This is a genomic window from Streptomyces sp. MA5143a (assembly GCF_900290235.1).
Classification (GTDB): Bacteria; Actinomycetota; Actinomycetes; order Streptomycetales; family Streptomycetaceae; genus Streptomyces.
Window position 1 is genome coordinate 1 of record NZ_OLMK01000161.1, and the last position, 4360, is coordinate 4360.

Consider the following 4360-nt stretch of genomic DNA (forward strand, 5'->3'; position numbering starts at 1 on the left):
ACTTCAAAGGTAGGGCAGGGTCCGCCGCTTCGGGCGGACCCGCCCGAAGCGGCACCGGTCCCCTATCCACCGGATTGTCGATCCACGATGATGCGTCCGTACCGAAGCCATGGGCCCCGTCAGTTCCGTCGGCGGCGCGCGTTCTTCGTGCGCGCGGTGGAGTCCGGCTGATCGGTTCGCCATTGGTGGTGGGCGTTGATCAGCTTGCGGCGTTCGTGGGGGTCGGCTCCACGCAGCACCATGCGCAGGGTGATGACGTCGCGCAGGATGCGAACGCGTTGGGTGGGCGGGCGGCGGGAGCGCAGCACGGATAGGAGCAGGCCCGCCAGAGCGGGCCCGCCGAGCATGGCCAGGTGGGTGAAGGTCATCGTGATGCTCCGTGAAGTCGTAGTCGGCAGGGCGGATCCGGGGAAGTACGATCGCCCGGTCGAGTACCAGGGATAGCCTTGTCGGGCGTTCACCGGGTTGATGTGAACGAGGTTGAACAACCACATCGGGAATCTGTGATGGCGACAGCGGACATCGGAGTGCCTGATGCGGGGGCTTCGGGCCCTGCAGTAGCCAACGCACGGCTCAAAGAACTTCTGAGCCGCTGCTTGGCGGAGTCCGGTGCACGGCAGGCCGACTTGGTCGATCCATCGGTTCCCGTAAGCAAGGCGACGGTCAGCAACGCGTTCAATGCCGCGAAAGGACCGCCTTCCGTTCACACCCTGGAGCATCTGGCTGTCCGGCTGGGGATCGTGGGGGAGCAGTTGCGTGAGGTGCGCCGGCTGCGGAACCTCGCCGATCCCCGGGGCGGGCATCGGTTGGACGGGTATCTGGCTGCCTCCGAGCGTGCGGCGCGAGATCATCCGTACGCTGGTGTGCTGCCCGGCACCGTTCCGCCGCTAGCGGCGGTGTACTTGCGGCGGCAGGCTCGTCGCAGCCACTTGGCGAGTGAAGCTGGCGTGGGGGGAGATGACACCATACGGGAGGATATGCCGGCGGTCGACATCCTCGCAGGGGACGGCTCATGTGTGGTCGTCGCCGGGCCCGGCGGCGGGAAGTCCACCCTGCTTCGCGTCTGTGCTGCGGAAGGCGCGCGTCTATGGGCGACCGGACTGGGGGGTAATTCGGTTCCGGTGCTCGTTCCCGCGGCGGCCCTGAGTGAGGGGCGGCCATTCGCCGACGCGCTTGCCGCAGCGGTGTCCGCGGCGCTTGGGCCTTCGGCTCTCCTGGAGCAGTTGCCGGCGGGATTCTTCGCGGCTCCGCCGAAGCCGGGCGCGCGGTGGCTCGTTCTGGTGGACGCTCTGGACGAGGTCGTTGATCCGGCCGCCCGCCGTCAGGTGTTGCAGACGCTGGCCGTGGTCGCGGAGCACGAGCAGTTGTACAGGTTCGTCATCACGACGCGGCCTCTCCCCGACGGGGAGTTGGACGTGGTGGGTCCGAAGGTGGACCGTTTCAATCTGCAGCCGTTCGACGACCAGGACATCCTGGAGTTCACGCGCGGCTGGTTCAGCGCTGCCGGTCTGTCGGAGCCCGCTGAGCGGGCCGCCGAGTTCCTGAAGGCCGTGGCCGCCCAGAAGCTCATGGAGTTCGCGCGTGTGCCGTTGATGGCGGCAATGCTGTGCCAGGTGCACGTCGCGGGTCCCGGCCGCCCGCTGCCTGCTGGCCGCAGCGCAATCTTCCGTGACTTCACCGAGTTGCTGTACGAGCGGCAGCTTTCCGGTGAAGCCGCCGGCATCCGGGTCCAGGCACGCGCTGCAATGACACGCTACGGCGCTGATGCGCTCGCCCGCGTCGAGAGCGTCCTCGACCAGTTCCCCGCTGCGATCTCCCGACTCGCGGTGGTACGAATGCGCGAGCAGGAGTTGAAGAACGCACTGTTCATGAAGCTCGACGCCGACACGGTGGTGCGTCCGGAAGCGGCTGTCGATGTCATCGCTGAGGCGGTGAAGACCAAAAAGCCGTTGGCCGTACCGCAGCGCGTGTGGCGGGATTTCCTGGAAACCTGCCTGCGGCGCAGTGGCCTGCTTATCGCCGAGGCCGGAGACTACGCCTTCGTGCACCAGACGCTGGCGGAGTACCTCGCGGCACCGAGCCTGGTACGCAGGAGCGGTGTGCTTCGCTTTCGGGTTCGTCGCACACCGCTCATTCCCTTCCCCATGATTCCCCGATATGTGTACGGGCAACTGGGTCTGATGAGGAGGTTACGCAGGAACCGTTGGCTGTCCAACGACTCGTTCGCCGGCTTCGTGCTGGACCAGGCCTACGCGCAGCATCCCGGTTCGACTGCCAAGTTCTGGCGCCGCATAGTGCGCCACGGCCGGCACGGCTGCCTGTTCGTCTTCCTTCACGTACAGCTCGGCACCGACGTCCCGCCGCCCGTCGTTCGTATGGCGGCCGCGAAACTGCGCCGTTATAGCGGGGTGGACAATCTGTCCGCGGCTTTGGAGTTGGGTGATTCTCAGGCTGCGGACCTCCTCGCGTGCATCGCGGCGGGCACCGGCGCCGACGGCGAGGGGGAACGTATCCGAGCGGCAGCAGCGCTGGGAGCGTGGGGCGACTTCCGGGGCGCGGACCTCCTCAACGGCATCGGAGTCGACCCCTCCATCGTCGATTACGTCCGTCTCAGTGCCGCAAAAGAGCTGGTCGCACTTGGCGATCACCGAGGCGCGGACGTCCTCGCGGCCATCGCAGCGGACCAATCCGTTGCGGGACACGGACGCATCAGGGCAGCCGACGAGTTGGCGGCGCTCGGGGATGTGCGGGGCCCTGACTTGTTGAGCAACCTCGCCACCGACATCACCATCGACCGCCTTGCGGCGGCGCGAAGACTTGTCGCCTTGGGAGACTCGCGTGTCCCGGACCTGCTGACCGCTCTCGCCGGTGACGCTAACGAGGAGGCGTCAGTGCGCCTGGGCGCCGCCACGGCTTTGTGTCCGTTCGACCGCGTCCGGGGCGCGGACTTCCTCGCGGACATCGCCCTCACCACTGAAACGGAACCGCAAGCACGCGTCAATGCAGCCAGGGAACTCATCAACCAAAACGACGCAAGAGGTCTGCCGCACCTCATCGATGTGGCGCACAACACGCTTGTCGCCGCACGCACCCGCGTCGATGCCGCAGAGCAGCTGGGAATCCTCGGCGACCGCCGTGGCACGGATGTCCTCACCGGTATCCTCGCCGATACCAACGCCTCTGATGCCTTCCTGGCCGTTGTCAGAGCTCTGGGATCGATCAAAGACCAGCGTGCGTTGCCGGACCTCACACGCATCGCCCACGACGTGGCGCAAGAAGACACCGTCCGCGTCGAGGCAGCGGAAGTGATGGCGATCCTCGGCGACTTACGCGGCGCTACGCTCTTGGACAAGTTGGCACGCGGTGTCATCGACGATCACAGTCGGCTGAAGGCAGTGATCGCATTGCTGAGCCTCGGTGACCCGCGAGGTTCCGCTCTGCTCGACGAACTCACCGACTGGGAAACAGACTCCTCCGACAGCCCAAGCGGATACAGCCTCCGAAGCGGACGCTACAGCTGGGAAGACCGAAGCAAGATGAACATCGCCAGCCGCCAAGAGTACGAACGCTCCGAACCGGCACCGTGATCCCAGGCTCACGACCTGAGATTGTGGATGTAATTGATGCACGGGCTGTTCCTGCCGTACACCCCGGCCGCGGGCCGCGCTACGGGACCGGATCGACGCATCGAGCATTTCCCCTTGCTGGACTATGTCATCTCCGTCAGCCCTCCCTCCCCCAGGCAGTTCGCCGAGACCCTGGCCATCCCCCTCCTCGACGGGCTGTACGAGACGCTCATGAAACAGCTCGCGGCCGGCTTCATGGAGACCTGGGTCCGCACACTCCGCGAACAGGCACGAGCCAGCGGCGAGCCGAACAGGTGTGATATAGGGCTCGCGTGGTTGGGCCGGTTATGGATCAGTTGACAGTTGTGCTCGACGAACCTCTCGACGTACCGGGCGGGCGGCGTGGCAGCGGGCACGTCGTCGGAGAGCAGCCCGCGCGTCGGCGGTGGCGGGGCCTGGTCACCGTCCGACGCTGTCGCCTGTGCGCCAACCGATGAGACACTGCGGGCCCTGCCGAATCCGGCGAGGCCCTCAGACAGCTGCTGTTGTGATCAGGGGGTGAGATCCAGTACGCGGACCGGCTCGCCCGCCCACCGGTGCGGGGCGGTGGTGGCGATGATCGCGCCGTCGGGACGGTCCGGGGTGGGCTGCGCCGCGTACTGGCTGTGCGCCGCGGCCCAGGTCTCTTCCCGCGCGACGTCCAGAGCGGCAGCCAGGTGCAGATCGAGGACCGTGATGCCGGGAAGGGAAGCCAGATGTTCGGCTGTGCCAGGCCGGGCGCGATCGGCTTCCAC

4 protein-coding genes are annotated in these 4360 nt (G+C 66.8%); 2 read left to right on the forward strand and 2 right to left on the reverse strand.

The features are described 5' to 3' along the window. Window positions 1–119 precede the first annotated feature (119 nt). Entirely contained in the window at window positions 120–368 is a 249-nt protein-coding gene (locus SMA5143A_RS42265) for a hypothetical protein (RefSeq protein ID WP_107468071.1), read from the reverse strand. A gap of 138 nt (window positions 369–506) precedes the next feature. On the opposite strand from SMA5143A_RS42265, the gene SMA5143A_RS42270 reads away from it, so the two are divergent. Together SMA5143A_RS42270 and SMA5143A_RS42275 are read left to right on the forward strand one after the other, a co-directional pair. Beyond that, entirely contained in the window at window positions 507–3587 is a 3081-nt protein-coding gene (locus SMA5143A_RS42270) for an NACHT domain-containing protein (protein WP_146194064.1), read from the forward strand. Window positions 3588–3701: 114 nt separating this feature from the next. Beyond that, on the forward strand, window positions 3702–3926 hold the full coding sequence (locus tag SMA5143A_RS42275; protein WP_146194065.1) for a hypothetical protein: 225 nt from the start codon (window positions 3702–3704) through the stop codon (window positions 3924–3926). Between the two features lie 191 nt (window positions 3927–4117). Here the strand turns inward: SMA5143A_RS42275 and SMA5143A_RS42280 are convergent. Beyond that, window positions 4118–4360: hypothetical protein (locus SMA5143A_RS42280; protein WP_107468074.1), on the reverse strand; the 243-nt coding region annotated here is incomplete at its 5' end.

What these genes read in the sequence shown, in the direction of transcription:
- SMA5143A_RS42265 (WP_107468071.1), bottom strand. Translation starts at nt 368, where the DNA reads ATGACCTTCACCCACCTGGCCATGCTCGGCGGGCCCGCTCTGGCGGGC.
- SMA5143A_RS42270 (WP_146194064.1), top strand. Translation starts at nt 507, where the DNA reads ATGGCGACAGCGGACATCGGAGTGCCTGATGCGGGGGCTTCGGGCCCT.